Here is a 15,046-nt window from a genome sequence, read left to right as displayed (position 1 = left end):
TCCGATATAAAGCGGACAAAAAATATCCGAGAAGGCGTAAGATATCAAGATGACGCGTAATGTGAACATCGTTGGCGGCGGGATCGCGGGCCTCATAGCCGCAATTGAATTGGCGCGAAGCGGACTAAGAGTGACGCTTTTTGAGAAGGCGACAGAACTGGGTGGCCGCGCTCGCACGCGGGAAGTGCAAGGGTTTCGGTTCAATCAGGGTCCGCACGCGCTCTATTGCAACGGCGCATTCAAGCGAGAGCTGGACCGACTGAAAGTCGGCTACACGGGAGCGGCTTCACTGTCAGGAGGGCGCAAGGCGATTCTGCAGGGAAAATTGTATGAACTTCCCGACACGATGACATCGCTCCTGTACACGCGATTGTTCGGGATGCGCGATAAGCTTGCCTTTGTGCGACTGCTCAAAACGATAGCCAAAGGCGCGACCGGTCCTGGAACATATGCCGAATGGCTCGATGCGCAGTTGTTATCGCCAGCCGTACGGAAAGGTGCCGAGTCCCTGGCGCGTCTGCAGAGCTACGCAAACGCTCCTGCGATTGTTTCAGCAACGAAGATGCTGGAGCAAATGAAGATCGGACTAGGCGGCACGCTCTATGTGGACCGCGGTTGGTCGTCGTTAGTTGCGGCCCTAGCGGACGCGGCGATCGGTGCGGGCGTGCGCATCAATCGCCAATCGGCAGCGATGCATTTGGTGTCAACGGATGAATTTTCGCAGCTCAAGCTGCGCGATGGGAGCGAGCATCTGGCTGATGCAACAATTTTAGCTATCGGACCGCGTGACGCTGCGAGTCTCGCGCCGGGAATTGTCAGCTTGGGGCGGGAAGCGGACGAAGCAAGGTCCGTGCGCGTCAACACGCTCGACCTTGCGCTTCAGCGATGGCCATTGGGTGCTCATGAATTCGCCATCGGCATCGATGTCCCGTTCTATGTTTCGCTCCACTCTGGCGCCGCCAGCCTTGCTCCGGACGGAGGCGCTCTCGTCCACTTGGCAAAGTATCTTCCGATCAACGTAGGGCCGGGGAGCAACGCAACTCAAGAACTGGAGAGCGTGGCCGATCTCGTATTACCGGGTTGGCGCATTGAGGAAGTCGCGCGCCAGCAACTGAGGGGCATGACGGTTATGCACGGATTGCCACGGGCGGATCGTCCCCGTCCTGATGTGGTCGTCACCGACGCGAAAGGGATATTCATTTCTGGCGACTGGGTTGGCAGTGAAGGCATGCTCGCCGATGCTGCGGCTGCCAGCGCCATACGCGCCGCGCGCATGACAATTGAATTTCTGTCTGCGACCGAGCCTGCTAGGCGAAAGCCCGCTCTCAATACAAACGCTTCTGAAGCTGCTCGGTAATTGCGAAGGGTGTCAGCGTCTGAGTAGACGCCATCACCCTTCACAATTTTAAGTGATCCAGGAAAGGCCGCACGGTTCTAGCGCGGCAAATCCTGGAAAGTATCAATGGGGGTGGTGATGCTCTCCGCCGCCCATATCAACTACACCTTCGAACAGCGAGAATTTCGCCACCTGATCTGGCGGAAGCTCGGCCTCACGCTGGGCGATTTGCGTCGCGAGCGCTTCCGCCGTTTCTGCGGGGATCCCAGCCGCCACCAATCCGGGCGCCGTGCGGATCCCATCACCCGCACACAGGATAACACGCCATCGGCCATCGCCGTTTTTTAGAAGAGCGCGGCCACCGCGAGCTTTCTCAGACCATCCCGCGACGGCATAGGTCCCGCTGACCACAATCGGCGCAACCGACATCGGCTGATCGGGTTTCTCCCACGTCGTCTTGATGAGAAGCGAGATTTGGTCTTCGTCACTCGACTGATTATCAGCTCGGGCTTCCAGTCCCCCAGATACGCCAATGGCAAAGCCCGCGAACAATAATGCGCCGATGGCGGAGAAAGAAACCATCCTCCTCCGCGGATGTGAGTACGTGCGCGTCATTCTTGGCACCTCACCACTTAACCTGAACGCCAGCATAGACGGCGCGACCTGTGCCCGGCTCGAATAGCGGCGAGTCGTATTTCGCGCGGTCAATGATGCTCGTGCTCGCGATGTAAGCTTCGTCGGATAAATTGCGGCCCTCGATGTAAGCCGTGATCGGGCCGTTATTATCAAATCCGAGCTTGAGGCCCCAGATCGCGTAAGCTGAAGTCGTCAGCGTGTTGGCGCTATCGGCGAAATAAGCCTCCGGCACCACTTCCGTCGTCGGGCCGAAGTAGACCCCACTCGGATGCTTATAAAGCAGTTCGGCATTCAGCATGTGCCGTGGAGCACCCGGCAATGTGTTGTTCCCGAACTTGGCATCATTGTCGAAATAGAAGTCGTTGAGCGTGTAGGCTGCGCGCAGCCAAAGCTTGTCCGGTGTGTACCCTTTCGCGAATATGCCTTTCGCCAGCACCGCGCTGCCGCCAATCTCAAGTCCCTGGTGAACCGTCCGATCGGCATTCGACACGTTACAGTTTCCGAACGCGCTGTAGAGACATTGTAGCTCGTTCTTGATTTCGGCTCGATAGGCGGTGAAATCCCAAGAATAATCTTCGTAATCACCGCGCGTGCCGATCTCGTACGTCGTCGCGCGCTGTGCACGGATTTCCGTGAATGGGGTGACCGGTCCTGCCATTCCGGAAATGGACTCTCCGAAGCTCGGAACTTCCGCGCTGCGAGAGATGTTCGCGAACACCTGAGACGATCGATCGAGATTCCAGAGAATGCCGCCTTTCGGGCTCCACAGATTGAATTCCGTACGTCCGGATTGATCGCCATTCGACAGAAAGAGATCATGCCGGGTGCGTGTCGCATGTAGGAACTGCGTGCCGCCGACAAGTGCGACGCTCGGTAGGATGTAGAAATGATCCTCGATATATGCAGAGAAATTCTGCGCCAGATCGTTGGAATCGGTCGTCAGATTCCCTTTCTTTCCGCCGATATTCTGATACTGCCGCGTATCAATCGCTCCATTGAGCAGATTGGCGCCGACGACGAGACGGTTTTCATGCCCAGCAATTCGGCTGGTGTCGGTCAGGCGGGCAAACCCGCCGTAGTCGTTGTATTGATAATCGAGCCACTCATAGATCGGATGCATCAGGTGGCGATCAACGTAGAACGCACCGAATTCCAAGAGCGTACCCGGCGCCATGCGGACGGCAGTTTTGTTCGCGATCCTGACAGTGTCGATATTCCGCTGCCAGTCGCCACTAACGTTGTTTGCCGCTGCCGTCTCCGGCGTCGTCAATGCGCTCTCGCGCGAAACGCTTCCAGGAATGCGCTGTCGAACTTCGTTGGCGTTGACATAGAACCGCGTCTCGACATCCGACGACAAACGGTAGCCGATATTGAATGAGCCGCGAACACTGTGGCCGTCGCTATGCTGTCGGAACCCGTCGGCTTCCTGCCAAGTGCCGGCCATGAAATAATCGACTGGTCCGGAAACCGCACCGGAGCTTGCCGAGAGCTTGTGGAACCCAAAGCTGCCAATGTCGACGCGCGCTCCGAACAAATCCGCGTCATAACCGGTCGGCATCACGAAGTTGATCGCGCCGCCAAGCGAGTTGGCGCCAAAGCGCAAGGCGTTGCCGCCTTTGTAGACTTCAAGGTAACGGTATGCGCTCGGATCGATTTCCTGAAAATCGCCGTAACCGTCCGACGTGTTTATCGGAATACCGTCCATGTAGAGTTGGATGGAACGGAGATGAAAATTACGCGACAAACTTGAGCCGCGGATCGACAGGCGCGTGTCGTCTCCCCACTTCGGCTGGACGAATACGCCCGGCACATAGTTGAGCGCATCCTTGATCGTGACGGCAGGAGTCGAGCGCTGGAATTCACTTCCGGCCACCACTTCCACCGCTCCCGGCGTCTGCTGAATTTCAGCGCGGGCTTCGGCCACCGTCGGCACCGATAAGCTGCCTGAACGCTGCGCCGGGATTCCGCTGGCCTGGCGTGGACCATCGCTCATAGCGGCTTGATTGGCGTCCTCATCGGGCGCCATCGGCACCGGAGAGCCGGCCGAAATGCTCTGCTGCCCTTCCTTCGCTGCTACACGCGGTTTGCGGGCTTTTTGCGTGGATGAAGGTGACTTCTTTTTCTGTACGACCTCGACCGCGGGCAAAGTCGCGCCGGGCGCCTCGATTGGATCGGCCTGCGCCGAAACATCGGCCTCCTGAGCGCGCGCATTCGTGACAAATGCAGCGAGTGCCACAACAGAAACCGCACATACGGATATGATCGCCGGGTGACGGCGAATTCGTGATGACATTGCTAAAACTCCTGAAAGATCGAATTCGGGCGCAGACGTCCGCACCCGGTGGATTCCGGCGTTCAGGAGATTGTTGGGGGACCGCGGGACCCAAGCTGAGGCCCGGCGCGTACGGGCGGCAGATCGACCGCAAGCATCGGAAGCTCTGCAGCAATGACACGTCGAACGGACAGTATTACGCCGCCATCAAGCGTCGGCAGCAGCAGCGTTCCAAGGACGCTGAACGTACATTGCTGGCCGGTCTTGGCATCGGTTTTACCCGGCACGATTTTGCCGGTTTCATCCACCTCGACCGCCACCATGCCGTGCACGGTGCAGATGATGACTCGGAAGTTTCCATCCTGGGCGGCGGCGACGTCGGGCATGAAGCCGACGGGGACCAGCGATCGCAAGGCAAACGCAATCGCCAGGAGGCGGACAATCCACCCTCCCGCGCGCCGCGCTCCGCCTGCATTTGCGCAGATCGACATTCCGTCTGAGACCTCATCGCACCAACAGATGCTTCCTTGAGGCTAGGAAATACATCCGACGCGCCGCAAGCTCATTAAGCCGAATGCCGGACAAACATTCAGCAGACGTAGCAATACTGCAACAAGCCGTTTGCCGAGACTGCGAGCCGCACCGTTCAAAGTAACTACGTAGAACTACCTTCTTTCGGCTTTCCTTACGCTTCAGATAAAATTCTTTGACTCTCTCTATGGCAGAAGAAGTGACGGAACGTGTTCCGCAACGCCGGAGGATCGAGCGACGCTTTCGGCCGCAGCCCGCTAAGCCATCCCTCGCACCGGCCCGTCGAGCCGGCATTGACAGCGAGCACCATGGAGCGCGCCATATACGTATTCACGCGAAGCTAGTCGTTGAGTATATGCAGTCGCCCGATCCAATTGAGTGACTTGTGGTTGCCGGTAGCCTCAAGGCATCGCATCGAGCACGGGATTAAAACGGATAGCCGCTTTTTTGTTTCCGGAAATAAGCTGGACGCAACTCAAGTCGAAAGAGAAAAAATCAATGCGTATATTGGCTGGGGCGGCAGTTCTCGCTTCATTTCTCTGCGCAATCTGTGCAGAGACCGCTTTCGCGCATGAGGGATTTTTAGAGCCTCAGGTGAAAGTCAATCAGGTTAAATCTCAAGACAAGCTCATCGCCTGCACCATTGAGTTTATGACCTCGGTGAAGGACGATATTTATAGAAGCGGGGAATTGAGCGTCGTTACGGGCAGCATCAATCTGGTTTTGGCTGACGACGGTCGCCCACTCACGCGCTTCAAACTTGTTGGGTTTGACGTCGCTTCTGGTGGTCTCGAGCGGTTCAAGGTCGATACTGTTTCGCTATTCGATGCTGAGGGCCATCCCTACGACGCGGCGAAACTCGGCTGCGATGACAAGAACGATTTTTGTGGCGAGATGACATCGGAAGGATTCAAGGGTGCCACGGCGGCCATAGGCAAGACCGGAAGTGTTCACCTCGATTACGGTCGCACGGCAAGCGGAGCCCATGTGCCGGTAGATATCCCTGTTTCGAAGGGCGAGGCGCCGGCACTAGTTGAATGCACTCAGAAGCTCGACAGTGGGGCTCATTAAAGCGACAAGTATGATCGTGTATCACTGGCCGCGCGCCGTCCTCAAGAACGCGGCCAGTGGAAAAATCGACAGACGTGCAAATGACCTGAGCTTTACGCCGACAAGTGCGGACTAGGTCGTGATGAATTTGAGAAGATCGGGATTGATCACATCGGCGTCTGTTGTGCACATGCCATGCGGTAGGTGCTCGTAGATTTTCAAAGTGCTGCTTTTCAGAAGCTTCGCCGACAGCGGCGCCGAGTTCGCGATCGGAACGATCTGGTCGTCGTCGCCATGCATGACGAGCGTCGGCACATCGATCACCTTGAGGTCTTCGGTGAAGTCCGTCTCCGAGAACGCCTTGATACCGTCGTACTGAGCTTTGGCACCACCCATCATGGCCTGGCGCCACCAGTTCCGGATAACCGCCTCCGAAGGCTTCGCACCGGGCCGGTTGTAACCGTAGAAGGGGCCGCCAGCGAATTCGAGATAGAACCGCGAGCGGTTGGCCGCCAACTGTTGGCGCAACCCGTCGAAAACTTCGATCGGCAGGCCGTTGGGGCTGGTGGCGGTCTTGACCATGATCGGCGGCACCGCACCGATGATCACCAGCTTCGCTACGCGTACTTTGCCATGACGCGCGACGTAGCGCGTCGCCTCGCCTCCGCCAGTCGAATGTCCGACGTGAATGCAATTACGCAGGTCGAGATGCTCGACGACAGCCGCTGCATCCGCAGCGTAGTGATCCATGTCGTGGCCGTCGCTGACTTGACTGGAACGGCCGTGACCGCGTCGGTCGTGCGCGATGACGCGAAAGCCCTTGCCGAGGAAGTACAGCATTTGCGTATCCCAGTCGTCGGCGCTGAGTGGCCAGCCGTGATGGAAGACGATGGGTTGCGCAGTCTTCGGCCCCCAATCCTTGTAGAAGATCTGGACGCCGTCCTTGGTGGTGATGGTGCTCATCGAAGGTGCTCCTGTGCTTTGCGTTCGAGAATGCATCGAGACGTGGCGAGGTCGGACGCTCAATAGTCCCAGAAGGCGGGGACCCACCGGTACGCGTCGCCATTGATCGCGACGTGCCCGACAGACGGGAACGGCAAGTGAGTGGCCACCAGCATTTCGCCGGTTTTGGCGAGCTCTCGCAAAAGTCGAACACGGACGCGAGCAGCTTCTTCAGGGTCGTGCTCGAAGCCATTGTACCAGTTGGGTTGCTCGAATCCGACCGCGAATATTGCATCGCCAGCGAACGTTAACTTGTCGGGACCCGATGCCAAGCGGACCACGCTATGCCCAGGAGTGTGGCCGCCGGTGCGGTAGACGCGGACCCCAGGCGCCACCTCGTGCTCCTCATCGAACGGTTGCAGATTGTTGCGGTACAGCTGCACGAATTTCTTCGCAGCCGACCTGAGTGCATCGGGAAATCCGGCAGGCATGTTGGTTTTGGAGAAGTCGGGAGATTGCCAGAATTTGACCTCGGCAGCGGCCACATGAATTCGCAAGTCTGGGCGCAGGCGCTCTTTCACGCCTTCCACCAGCAGCCCACCCACGTGGTCCATGTGCATGTGAGTGAGTACAACGTCGGTCACTGATCCCAGATCGATGCCGGCAGTCTCCAGGCGCTTGATCAACTGTCCGGCGCGCGGTAAGTGCAAGTCTGGGTCAAGCCCTAGTCCGGCATCGACGAGGATGGTCTGATCGGCGCTGCGCACCACGACAGCATTGAGAGCCCAGTCGAATGCGTCGGACGGTAAGTACATATCGCGCAGCCAAGCCGCGCGGGCAGCGGGGTCGGCGTTGTGTCCCAACATAGCTGTTGGCAGCGGAAGCACGCCGTCGCTGATGACCAGCACATCGATCTCGCCAATCCGCACTGCGTAGCGCGAGGGGACCAGTTCATCGAGGCCAGATCGCGCGGGGCGCGCGGAGTCGTTCGAACTTTGGCGTTTCTCTACATTCAACATTCTACAGATCTCCGTAGCTCTGAGTTGAGTGGCTGTGTTGGTCACGGGTCGTCGCGACGTTCATGCCCGTTCGGCCAGCGGCGTTATCAGCGACAGCCCATGCTGTGATGGCGAGGCCGATGACGGCCGGAAGTGTCACCGCCGGGAAGTCGCGCGCCAGGGCCGAGGGCCCACAAATGCCAACTGCGACTTCCCAGAAATGAAAAAGGGCGTGGCCTGATAGCCAGATCGACGCGGTTCCCCAAAACGGCACCCGCAGGTCGGCCCGCGCGGCGCCGAGCAAAAAAGCGCCGCCGAGAAGCAGGAAGATCAGCCCGATATCGCGGACGAAATGTTGGTTGAATGGTCCGGTCGTCGTCACACCGGGTACGATTGAATACCAGTGCTCCGGATCGATGAGCATGAAGACGCCATTAGCAATGGCAAGGATGCCGAGCAAAAACGCTGCGGCGATGCAAGTGGTTTTGAGCATGACGATGTCTCCCGCGTGATGAAGGGATCAAGCGGTTACCGGTAATTGGCGTAGCCAATCGGCAAAGCGGATCGAGCCGAGTATCGGTGCAGCTCCTGGGGTCAACGATTTATCGTCGAGTTCGGTCCCGAAGTAGCGGGCATGAATGTCCGCGATAATTTCCCGACGATCACTCACCTGCGCGAGATGCTGCCGCACGAGGGAGTCGAGTGGGATCTTCTCCGGTCCCGCCAGCTCGACGATGCCGTTTCTCGGCTTGCCCAACGCAATCTCAGCTACGGCTGAAGCCACATCGTCGGACGCGATAGGCTGCAGAAGCGCAGGCGACAACCGGATCGTGTTGCCCTGGACGGCAGACTGAGCGATTGCGCCGACGAATTCGAAAAACTGGGTCGAGCGCACGATCGTGTAAGGAATTTTGGAGTGCTCGATCAGCCGCTCTTGCGCGACCTTTGCCCGCAAATAACCGCTGTCGGGAAGGCGATCGGCGCCGACGACCGAGAGCGCCACGTGATGGCGCACGCCCGCTGCGGCCTCAGCCGCAAGCAAGTTATGTCCGGCGGTCTCGAAAAACTCGAGCACGGCTTTGTCTTCGAATGACGGAGAATTCGCCACATCAACGACAACGCTGGCGCCAGCAAGCGCTGCGGCCAGTCCCTCCCGCGTAATCGTGTTAACCCCGCTGTTCGGCGACGCCGCCAGAACGTCGTGGCCCTTGGCACGGAGCAAATTAACGACCTTCGAGCCGATAAGGCCGCTGCCTCCAATGACGACAATTTTCATGACACATCTCCAACTTGAGCACCGCACTCGGTGCGCGTGGTTGGAATTGCCCCGTCGACGGAGGAAAGGCTTTGTGAAAACCTCCAAATGCCCTTTAGTTTATCTTGGAATATCGTCCAAAGAGCTGGCCAAGGCATGGGACAGCGCTGGGCCGACGACGGTGGCTCTCTCCCGCAGGGCCGGTTGACGGAGCTTCAGGTGCAATTTCTTTTCGCAGACTGCGTGCTCGACGAGGAACGACGCGAGCTCACCCGAGCCTCGCAAGCCGTCAGCGTCGGGCCGCAGGTTTTCGATCTGCTCCTCTATCTGGTTCAAAACCGCGACCGCGTAGTGAGCAAGGATCATATGATCGAATCTGTGTGGGGCGGGCGTATTGTCTCGGAATCAACGCTCACCAGTCACATAAATGCAGTTCGCAAGGCCATCGGCGACAGCGGAGAGGAACAGCTTCTGGTTCGTACCGTCCCGCGAAAAGGCTTCCGCTTTGTCGCCGACGTTAGCGAAGCACAGAATCCCGAACGGCTGTCGACTGATGCTTCTATCTTGTCGCTGGAGGCAACCAAGCCGTCGATAGCCGTCTTACCGTTTCAGAATTTGAGCGGCGATCCGGATCAGGCGTATTTCGCGGACGGCGTCGTGGAGGAAATCATCACCGCGCTGTCGCGCGTCCGCTGGCTGTTCGTCATCGCGCGCAATTCGAGCTTCACGTACCGGGATCGTGACGTCGACCTGAAGCAAGTCGGTCGCGAACTTGGCGTGGGTTATGTGTTGGAAGGCAGCTTGCGCAAGGTTGGCGATCTCGTTCGCATTACGGGTCAGCTCATCGACGCTTCAACCGGCACGCATCTCTGGGCCGAGCGATTTGAAGGGCAGCTCGAAAATATCTTTGCGCTACAGGATGAGATTTCCGCGAGCGTCGTCGGAGCCATTGCTCCGCAAGTGGAACTCGCCGAGATCGAGCGTGCAAAACGCAATCCAACGCGCTGCGCGACGGCCTATGATTGCTATCTGCGAGGCCTCGCGCAGATGCATCGGGGAGACGAGGAAGCCATCGGAGAAGCGATTACGTTTTTCAAGCGCACGATAGAGATCGACGTAGAATCCGCGTCGGCGCACGCCATGGCCGCTTGGTGCTATTTCTGGCGCAAGGTCAATGGATGGTCGACCGACCTTGATAAGGACGAGTCAGAAGGTCTTCGCATGGCGCAACGCGCTGTTGAACTCGGTCGCGACGACGCGGTAGCCTTGACGCGCGGCGGCCACGCGCTTGCCCACTTCACCCGCGATCTCGATACGGGAATCGCGCTGCTCGACCGGGCGATATTCCTCAACCCCAACCTCGCATCGGCATGGTTCCTGGGCGGTTTTCTCAGAACGTGGCACGGCGAATGTGAGAGCGCCATCGAGCATTTCGAGCGGGCCATGCGGTTGAGCCCCGTCGATCCCGAACTCTACCGCATGCAAGGGGGCATCGCGATGGCGCATCTATTTGCCGGCCGGATAGAGGAAGCGTCAGTGTGGGCCGAACGGTCGTACCGAAATCTGCCGAGCTTCCTCATGGTCGTGGCGCTGCTTGCTTCGACGCGAGCGCTTAGCGGCCGGCAAGAGGACGCGCGCAGAGCAATTGAGGACGTGCAGAGGCTCAATCCTTCGCTGCGCGTTTCGAACATAGCCGACTGGCTCCCAATCAGCCGTCCCGAGCACATTGCGGTATTTGCAGATGGCCTGCGGAAAGCAGGGCTTGCGGAGTGACCGAGAGCGAGACACCCCAATTAGGCGACGGCGGCAGACAACCGTTCAAAATTTGATCTATGCCGAAATGGACGAAATCGTCGTTTCCGCTTGGATGTCATTGAGTGCGCTGACAAGGACGTCGATTTCTTCGCGCGTATTGTAGAACGCGAAGGACGGACGAACGGTCGTTTCCTGCCCGAAGCGACGCAAGATCGGCTGCGCGCAATGGTGGCCGGAGCGAACTGCGATCCCATATCGATTGAGGTGCGATCCGATCTTTTCGCTCGGTATGCCGTGAAGCGTCAGAGAGATGACGCTCGCCTTTTCCGGCGCAGTTCCGATGATGCGAAGGCCGGGAATTTCTTTCAGCCGGTTCGTCGCATAAACCAGAAGCTGGTGCTCGTATTCAGCGATGTTGTGAAGGCCGATCCGTTCGACGTAATCGATCGCCGCGCCGAGTCCGACGGCGTCCGCGATGTTGCCGGTGCCTGCCTCGAAGCGTTGCGGAGACGTGTGAAATTCACTTCGCTCGAATGTCACGTCGCGGATCATGTTGCCGCCTGTCTGATAAGGCGGCAGCGTGTCCATGAGATCTTTTTTGCCATAGACGACGCCGATGCCCGTTGGCGCAAAAATCTTGTGACCGGAGAAAACGAAGAAGTCCGCGTCGAGATCTTGCACATCGACTTTCATATGTGAGACCGACTGTGCGCCATCGATGAGAACGCGCGCACCGACGCGGTGAGCCATATCGACGATCGTTTTCACGGGCGTGATCGTGCCAAGTGCATTCGACACCTGCGTAACCGCGACGATCTTGGTGCGAGCGTTGAGAAGCTTGCCGAACTCATCGAGGAGAAGGGCGCCGCAATCATCCACCGGAGCGACGCGAAGCTTCGCGCCTTTTTCCAGGCACAGCTGCTGCCAAGGAACGATATTCGCGTGGTGTTCGAGATTCGTAATGACGATCTCATCGCCGGGCCCAACGTGCTGGCGGCCGAACGTAGCTGCAACGAGATTGATGGCTTCCGTTGCGCCGCGTGTGAAGATGATCTCGTCCACGGATCCAGCATTCAGGAAGCGGGCGATTTTGTTCCGCGCGCCTTCGTAGGCATCGGTCGCGCGCGCTGCGAGTTCGTGCGCTGCTCGATGGATGTTCGAGTTCTCATGTTCGTAGAAGTATTTCAGGCGTTCGATCACGGCCTTCGGCTTCTGCGTCGTAGCGGCGTTGTCGAACCAGATCAGCGGACGTCCATTTACAGTCTCGTCGAGGATCGGAAAATCGCGCCTTACCGCATGAACGTCGAAGCCACGGCCGCTTCCAAGCGTATGCGTCTGCGGGCCGGAAATCGTCGACTGCGTTGGCTCGCCAGCCGCTGTAACGTCATTGAGAAAATAGAAGCGCGAGCCAGCATCGCCCATCAGCGCGGAAATAGGGTCGGCGGCAAGCGGCGCGAGAAGCGACTTCAGTTCCGCCTCGAATGGAACAGCGATGCGATCATAATTCGATGCAGATCCGCTCGAGCGCGGCGTTTCAATCCCAGTATGATCGTTGAGCAATTGCGGTGGCGGCGTTGTTGCTGGCGCTTGCGGAGGAGAAGCGCGATCCACGCCGGGCAGGGCGGTTACAGGGTGCGCGGATTCCGAATGAGCCGTCGCGCCGCGCGACCCGCCGTGGCCGGAAAGGGATGGCCCGGCATCCACGCTGGAAGGAAGAGAGCCGCTCGGTGTGCCCAGCAAACTGTCGATGATTGTAAGGTCAAGCGACGTCGTCTCTCGTGGCGACACAGAAGTCGGGAAGCCAGCGGAAGGAACGTTTCCGGGTCCGGCGGAAGCGGGCAACAACTCCGGCGCAACGTGCCCCGCATCAATGTAAGGAGACGCGCCGACGCCAGAAAGCGAAGATCCATACCGATCCGCTGACGGCAGTGACGGAACACCACCTCCAAGCAATCCGACGAGAACGCCTTGATCGGGCAGCGACGCATTAATCGGCGATAGCCCGACGGACGACGGCGTTGGCAATCCGACTGCGGCGGCAGCATGAGGAGCAGCACTCCCTCCGACGCCGACAGGAAATGCGCCGACTCCGCCAAGAGACGGTCCGGAGGGATAAGACGGCGATTGCCCGGGAAGTGCCGCGAACAATTCGTTCGCGAGCTTCGTCAAAGTCGCCACATCCGGCAATCCCGAGGGAGCTTGAGCGGTCGGCCCATGTCCGAGCGCCGCCGCTGCAAGTCCGTCGAGGCTGTTGTTCTGTCCGATGTCAGCTGTAGGCATGGTACTTGGTCACATCCACGTTCTCCAGTACACCGACAGCGTCATCCGTGAGGATGGCAAGCGAGCAGTAGAGAGAGACGAGATAAGATGCGATGGCCTGATCATTGATGCCCATGAAACGGACCGACAGGCCTTTCGATAACTCGCCTGGCAATCCAGGTTGGAAAAGTCCGACGACACCCTGCTTCGCTTCACCCGTTCGGATCAGCAGAATGTTGGTCTTGCCGGCCTTTACGTCGAGCTTGTCGGACGGAACCAAAGGAATTCCGCGCCACGTGAGAAACGGCGAACCGAACAAATTGATCGTCGGCGGAGGAACACCGCGGCGTGTGCATTCGCGACCGAAAGCGGCGATTGCCAGCGGATGCGCAAGGAAGAATGCGGGCTCTTTCCAGACTCTTGAGATGAGTTCGTCGAGATCATCCGGCGTTGGAGCGCCCGAGCGCGTCTTGACTTTCTGAGACGACGCCGCATTCGGAATAATGCCGTATTCTTTATTATTCAGCAGCTCACTTTCCTGCCGTTCCTTCACCGTTTCAATCGTCAGCCGAAGCTGTTCTTTGATCTGGTTATGCGGAACGCTGTAAAGATCTGATACGCGCGTATGAATATCGAGAACCGTTTGCACGGCGCTCAGCAGATATTCGCGGGGATTGTCGACGTAATCGACGAAAGTCTGCGGCAAGATTCGCTCGTCGCGCAACGAACACGCCACTTCAACGCTGTCGGCGTCCTTCACTTTATTGACGCGATAGATGCCAGCTTCGACCGGAACCCAGCTCAGGAAATGGACGAGCCACCGAGGAGTGATGCTCGACATCTGCGGTACGGTCTTTGTCGCATTGGCTAATTGCCGGGCGGCGATATCACCTAATGCCGTTTGAACTTCGTCTGCCATGGATTACCTATTATCGATTTAATTAGAGTATTGAATTCCGCAGATTTGCTTATCTGCGGCGGAAGAAACTCGTCAACGACGTTATATTGGAATCAGATCCCGGCGCCGTGATCGAACGTCTCACTGCGAACCTGGGCTTGAATGATCGTGCTGAGCGGCGGCACGCTGCGGGTCAGCCATACATTGCCGCCGATCGATGATCCGTGCCCGATGGTGATCCGTCCGAGTATCGTCGCGCCCGCATAGATGACGACGTCATCTTCGACGATCGGATGTCGCGGCTCGCCTTTGACGAGTGCGCCTTGCTCATCAACCGAAAACCGCTTCGCACCAAGCGTCACCGCTTGATAGATGCGGACGCGCTCGCCGACGATAACAGTCTCGCCTATTACGACGCCGGTACCGTGATCGATGAAGAAGCTTCCGCCGATTTGCGCACCCGGATGAATATCGATACCCGTTTGCGAGTGTGCGAGCGCCGCAATGATGCGAGCAACAACCGGCGCGCCAAGTGAATGCAGCGCGTGCGCGATCCGATGATAAATGATCGCCTTCACACCCGGAAAACTGAGCAGAACCTCTTCAGTGCTTCGCGCCGAAGGGTCTCCGCTGTACGCGGCATGAATATCGCTTTCGAGAAGCTCGTAGATGCCCGGGAGACGATCCGCAAAGATCTCGACGATCTTTTCCGCAGGCTGGTGAACGTGAGTCCCGCTGATGCGCGCGTAATCCACAAAGCCATGCTCGCGGCGGATCTGTTCGGCCAAAAGAGCCAACGCTTCGTTCAACGTGCTACCAATGAAGTACGTCAGGCCATCTTCGCTGTGATCGACCGCGCCCGCGTGCCGCGGAAAGAGAGATGCATAAATCCTGTTGACGACCTGTTGCAGCAACTCGGGAGACGGGATCGGCGCGCTGCGGTTACCCGCAGAGACGACCCGATGGCTTCGACGGCGAGCATCGCGCAATTGCGATACGATCGCTTCAATATCCCACGGCGACGCTTCGATCCGCTCGGCGGCACCGCTTCTCTGAATGCTGGCTGTAAAACCCTCACGCATGTTCGTATCCGCAATTGTCTCTTGATGATCCA

At 58.3% G+C, this 15,046-nt stretch carries 13 protein-coding genes; 3 read left to right on the top strand and 10 right to left on the bottom strand.

Features of this window, described 5'->3' with window-relative positions; all coding sequences use genetic code 11:
- Positions 1-49 precede the first annotated feature (49 nt).
- A complete protein-coding gene (locus DLM45_RS04120; protein WP_181335715.1) occupies positions 50-1,357 on the top strand; it encodes a phytoene desaturase family protein in 1,308 nt (435 codons plus the stop codon).
- 102 nt (positions 1,358-1,459) lie between these two features.
- On the opposite strand, the gene DLM45_RS04115 is transcribed toward DLM45_RS04120, so the two are convergent.
- The 3 genes from DLM45_RS04115 to DLM45_RS04105 all read right to left on the bottom strand — a co-directional run bounded on the left by DLM45_RS04115 (position 1,460) and on the right by DLM45_RS04105 (position 4,735).
- Complete coding sequence (locus DLM45_RS04115) at positions 1,460-1,918, bottom strand: copper uptake system-associated protein (protein ID WP_181335714.1); 459 nt, start codon at positions 1,916-1,918, stop codon at positions 1,460-1,462.
- A 43-nt stretch (positions 1,919-1,961) separates the two neighbouring features.
- Positions 1,962-4,265 (bottom strand): TonB-dependent receptor family protein, encoded by a 2,304-nt coding sequence (locus DLM45_RS04110; protein ID WP_181335713.1) that lies wholly within the window; start codon positions 4,263-4,265, stop codon positions 1,962-1,964.
- 62 nt (positions 4,266-4,327) lie between these two features.
- Entirely contained in the window at positions 4,328-4,735 is a 408-nt protein-coding gene (locus DLM45_RS04105) for a DUF2946 family protein (RefSeq protein WP_181335712.1), read from the bottom strand.
- Between the two features lie 538 nt (positions 4,736-5,273).
- Between DLM45_RS04105 and DLM45_RS04100 the strand changes: the two genes are divergently transcribed.
- The gene (locus tag DLM45_RS04100; RefSeq protein WP_210269789.1) at positions 5,274-5,846 is read left to right on the top strand and encodes a hypothetical protein; all 573 of its coding nucleotides are present in this window, start codon (positions 5,274-5,276) and stop codon (positions 5,844-5,846) included.
- A gap of 111 nt (positions 5,847-5,957) precedes the next feature.
- On the opposite strand, the gene DLM45_RS04095 is transcribed toward DLM45_RS04100, so the two are convergent.
- The 4 genes from DLM45_RS04095 to DLM45_RS04080 are packed head-to-tail and all read right to left on the bottom strand — an operon-like array spanning position 5,958 to position 9,041.
- On the bottom strand, positions 5,958-6,788 hold the full coding sequence (locus tag DLM45_RS04095; RefSeq protein ID WP_181335710.1) for an alpha/beta fold hydrolase: 831 nt from the start codon (positions 6,786-6,788) through the stop codon (positions 5,958-5,960).
- Positions 6,789-6,847: 59 nt separating this feature from the next.
- On the bottom strand, positions 6,848-7,786 hold the full coding sequence (locus tag DLM45_RS04090; RefSeq protein WP_181335709.1) for an MBL fold metallo-hydrolase: 939 nt from the start codon (positions 7,784-7,786) through the stop codon (positions 6,848-6,850).
- Position 7,787: 1 nt separating this feature from the next.
- The gene (locus tag DLM45_RS04085) at positions 7,788-8,258 is read right to left on the bottom strand and encodes a hypothetical protein (RefSeq protein WP_246317146.1); all 471 of its coding nucleotides are present in this window, start codon (positions 8,256-8,258) and stop codon (positions 7,788-7,790) included.
- A 27-nt stretch (positions 8,259-8,285) separates the two neighbouring features.
- Entirely contained in the window at positions 8,286-9,041 is a 756-nt protein-coding gene (locus tag DLM45_RS04080) for an SDR family oxidoreductase (RefSeq protein ID WP_181335708.1), read from the bottom strand.
- Between the two features lie 198 nt (positions 9,042-9,239).
- Here DLM45_RS04080 and DLM45_RS04075 point away from each other — a divergent pair, with 198 nt between their 5' ends.
- Positions 9,240-10,793: a winged helix-turn-helix domain-containing protein gene (locus tag DLM45_RS04075; RefSeq protein ID WP_181338176.1), complete on the top strand. Its 1,554-nt coding sequence runs from the start codon at positions 9,240-9,242 to the stop codon at positions 10,791-10,793.
- 57 nt (positions 10,794-10,850) lie between these two features.
- Here DLM45_RS04075 and DLM45_RS04070 read toward each other — a convergent pair whose 3' ends face one another.
- From DLM45_RS04070 to epsC, 3 genes are all read right to left on the bottom strand, one after another.
- On the bottom strand, positions 10,851-13,055 hold the full coding sequence (locus DLM45_RS04070) for a family 2A encapsulin nanocompartment cargo protein cysteine desulfurase (RefSeq protein WP_181335707.1): 2,205 nt from the start codon (positions 13,053-13,055) through the stop codon (positions 10,851-10,853).
- Positions 13,042-13,953: a family 2A encapsulin nanocompartment shell protein gene (locus DLM45_RS04065; RefSeq protein ID WP_181335706.1), complete on the bottom strand. Its 912-nt coding sequence runs from the start codon at positions 13,951-13,953 to the stop codon at positions 13,042-13,044. The genes DLM45_RS04070 and DLM45_RS04065 overlap by 14 nt, the downstream gene beginning before the upstream one ends.
- Before the next feature lie 92 nt (positions 13,954-14,045).
- Positions 14,046-15,014, bottom strand: a complete 969-nt coding sequence (gene epsC / locus DLM45_RS04060) for a serine O-acetyltransferase EpsC (RefSeq protein WP_181335705.1) — start codon at positions 15,012-15,014, stop codon at positions 14,046-14,048.
- Positions 15,015-15,046: the final 32 nt, after the last annotated feature.

It is taken from the genome of Hyphomicrobium methylovorum (assembly GCF_013626205.1).
Lineage (GTDB): Bacteria > Pseudomonadota > Alphaproteobacteria > Rhizobiales > Hyphomicrobiaceae > Hyphomicrobium_B > Hyphomicrobium_B methylovorum.
This window is presented reverse-complemented; position numbering and strand designations above follow the sequence as displayed.

Coding starts and splice junctions, on each gene's coding strand:
- DLM45_RS04120 (WP_181335715.1), top strand. CDS start 50: ATGACGCGTAATGTGAACATCGTTGGCGGCGGGATCGCGGGCCTCATA.
- DLM45_RS04115 (WP_181335714.1), bottom strand. CDS start 1,918: ATGGTTTCTTTCTCCGCCATCGGCGCATTATTGTTCGCGGGCTTTGCC.
- DLM45_RS04110 (WP_181335713.1), bottom strand. CDS start 4,265: ATGTCATCACGAATTCGCCGTCACCCGGCGATCATATCCGTATGTGCG.
- DLM45_RS04105 (WP_181335712.1), bottom strand. CDS start 4,735: ATGTCGATCTGCGCAAATGCAGGCGGAGCGCGGCGCGCGGGAGGGTGG.
- DLM45_RS04100 (WP_210269789.1), top strand. CDS start 5,274: ATGCGTATATTGGCTGGGGCGGCAGTTCTCGCTTCATTTCTCTGCGCA.
- DLM45_RS04095 (WP_181335710.1), bottom strand. CDS start 6,788: ATGAGCACCATCACCACCAAGGACGGCGTCCAGATCTTCTACAAGGAT.
- DLM45_RS04090 (WP_181335709.1), bottom strand. CDS start 7,786: ATGTTGAATGTAGAGAAACGCCAAAGTTCGAACGACTCCGCGCGCCCC.
- DLM45_RS04085 (WP_246317146.1), bottom strand. CDS start 8,258: ATGCTCAAAACCACTTGCATCGCCGCAGCGTTTTTGCTCGGCATCCTT.
- DLM45_RS04080 (WP_181335708.1), bottom strand. CDS start 9,041: ATGAAAATTGTCGTCATTGGAGGCAGCGGCCTTATCGGCTCGAAGGTC.
- DLM45_RS04070 (WP_181335707.1), bottom strand. CDS start 13,055: ATGCCTACAGCTGACATCGGACAGAACAACAGCCTCGACGGACTTGCA.
- DLM45_RS04065 (WP_181335706.1), bottom strand. CDS start 13,953: ATGGCAGACGAAGTTCAAACGGCATTAGGTGATATCGCCGCCCGGCAA.
- epsC (WP_181335705.1), bottom strand. CDS start 15,014: ATGCGTGAGGGTTTTACAGCCAGCATTCAGAGAAGCGGTGCCGCCGAG.